Raw genomic sequence first — 2,521 nt, forward strand, 5'->3', positions numbered from 1 at the left:
GCCGGCGCGCGCCAGGGACTGAATGACCCGCGCGGCGCCTTGACCCTTGCCTATGTGGAGCTTGCAAATGCCATCGACCAAACCCGCCACCAAGACCGCCGCCCGTCGGCAACCCTCGTCTGGGAAAACGTCCCCGGCGTCCTCAACGACCGCAGCAATGCCTTCGGGCATTTCCTGGGCGCACTGGCCGGAGAAGGCTGTGCGCTCCAACCGCCAGGGGAAAAATGGGCGCACGCAGGTTGTGTGTCTGGACCCCGGCGCCGCATCGCCTGGCGCGTGCTCGACGCTCAATATTTCGGTGTCGCCCAACGCCGCAAGCGTGTGTTTCTTGTGGCAAGTGGTGGAGATGGCCTCGATCCCGTCGAAGTACTTTTTGAGCGCACAGGCCTGCTCGGGGATTCTTCTGCGGGCAGCGCGCCGTGGCAAGAAGCTGCCCGTGCTGCTGGATCGGGTGCTGAAGCAGCAGGCGGATACGCAGGACTGAAGCAGCCCTACGGCACGGTCACGATGACCTTCGGATTCAGTGGCGGCACCGGCCCCGTCGATGTGGCGGCATGTCTCATGGCCGCAGGCCCCAAGCACGACATCCGCACGGAGACGTTCATGGTGCAGTCGATCGCCGGCAGCATCGCCCACACCCTCGACACTGCCAACGGCGGCAAGGGCAGCAGCGAAGACGGTACGGGCAAGGGTGTGCCGATCATCGCTTTCACCGCGCAGGGCAGCGGCGCGGATGCCACGATGGATCGGGCTCCGACGCTGCGTGCAGGTGGGCACCGCAACAGCCATGCGAACGCCGGTGTCGTGCCCGCCATCGCCTTCGCGCAGAACAACCGCGGCGAAGTGCGTTTCGAGTCGGGCCATGGGCAGGTAGCTTGCACCGTCCTTTCCAACGGCAAGCCGGGCTATGGCGTGCCGATGGTGGCCTGCGTTGCCCTGCGGGGACGGCAGCAGGGTCTTACCGCGGAACTGGGCGGCGGCGTATCGGACGCACTGCGCACCAGCGGCGGCGGCGCTGACAAGCCCCATGTGCTGGCACCCGACTTCGAGGCGCATTTCCGTTACGACTGGAGCGAGCCCGGCCCCGGCGACTGGTCGCACTGGCGGGTGCGGCGGCTAATGCCCGTGGAATGCGAGCGGCTGCAAGGCATGCCCGACGACTACACGCTGATCCCGTACCGCGGCAAGCCCGCCGCGGATGCTCCGCGCTACAAGGCAATCGGCAATTCCATGGCGGTGCCGTGCGTTGCGTGGCTTGGCCAGCGGCTGGTGCAGTGCCTGCACAAGACGGGATCGACAGCTCCGGATTGATGCACGACGTCGCCAGCGGGCCACGCCATTCTTCCTCCTGCATTGCCGACGTGTCGGCAGCAGCCAGCAGCCGGGGTGTCCAGGCTGCCGTGGGTTCTACCCGCGCCACCCACCAGTTCGCCTCGGCATCTCACCGGCGAACGCTGCCCACCGGGGCATCGATGCCTCTTTTTTTCCAACCCACGGGATGGCCGCCACGTCCCGTCGGGGGCATGTCGCCACCCGGTCGATTTCAGGACTTCCCATGGATAACATCACCAAGCAAGACCGCATCACGCTGAAGAACCTCAAGGTGGCCGACTTCGCCAGCGAGGAAACGATGTGCTTCAGCGCCACCGTCGTGTTCGACGGCACTCCCATCGCCGAGGCCCGCAACGACGGCCACGGCGGCTCGACGTTCGTCCACGCGCTCAATGGCAAGGCGGCGCTGCTGGCGCAGGCCGAAGCCTTCGCCAAGGGCCTGCCGCCTGCACCGCTCGACCTCGGCCACGAGGGTGAAGACCCTCATTACATCGACATGACGCTCGACTTCCTGATCGATGAACTGGCCGATGCCATGCACGCCGAGCGCAAGGTGCGAGCCGCGTTCAACCGCGACATCGGCAACAAGGTGCTGTTCATCAAGGACGGCAAACTGCTGTTCATCAAGGGCATCAAGCTCAAGGCCATCGCCGACCGCAAAGCGTATTTCGCTTCGCTGCGCGCCCGACAGGCCCAACCCATCGTCATCCTCGCCGAGCTTCCGCCCGAGCAAGCATTTGACCTGTGGAAGCAGCATGTCCTGGGCGACAAGCCCGCCTGACCCAGCGCCGACGCCCCCTCCTGACAGCCCCGCACTCGATGCGGGGCTTCTTTTTTTCGGTGCCCATCAATCGGGGCTGGGCCGGATGCCGTTTTCCAACTGACGCAGCGCGGCCCGCGCACGAAGCTGCCCGCATGTTCGCTGATTCGTCAGCACATGCCAGCAGCCAGGGTTTCAGGCTGCCGCGGGTCTCTCCCGCGTTGCCCACCAGTCCGCATCGCATCAAGTCTGCGGACGCGCGTCCCCGTGACGTCGATGCTTTTTATCAACCGCGTGCGGGAGCTGCCATCCCGTGAGGGACGAGGCCCCGCTTTTCCAAGGAGCCCGTCCATGTCCCAGCAAGCCTCTTTCGGCCAACTGGCCCTGACCTACTGCGGCAAGTTTCTGCCGCTCGAAGTCCTGCAAAGC

General features: G+C 65.7%; 2 protein-coding genes. Both read left to right on the forward strand.

Annotation, left to right across the window (positions count from 1 at the left end):
• A partial coding sequence (locus K206_RS0136370; protein WP_020207135.1) for a DNA cytosine methyltransferase occupies positions 1-1,311 on the forward strand: 1,311 nt, incomplete at its 5' end.
• A 244-nt stretch (positions 1,312-1,555) separates the two neighbouring features.
• On the forward strand, positions 1,556-2,113 hold the full coding sequence (locus tag K206_RS0136375) for a hypothetical protein (RefSeq protein ID WP_011489285.1): 558 nt from the start codon (positions 1,556-1,558) through the stop codon (positions 2,111-2,113).
• Positions 2,114-2,521: the final 408 nt, after the last annotated feature.

It is taken from the genome of Cupriavidus sp. WS, assembly GCF_000395345.1.
GTDB classification, from domain to species: domain Bacteria; phylum Pseudomonadota; class Gammaproteobacteria; order Burkholderiales; family Burkholderiaceae; genus Cupriavidus; species Cupriavidus basilensis_B.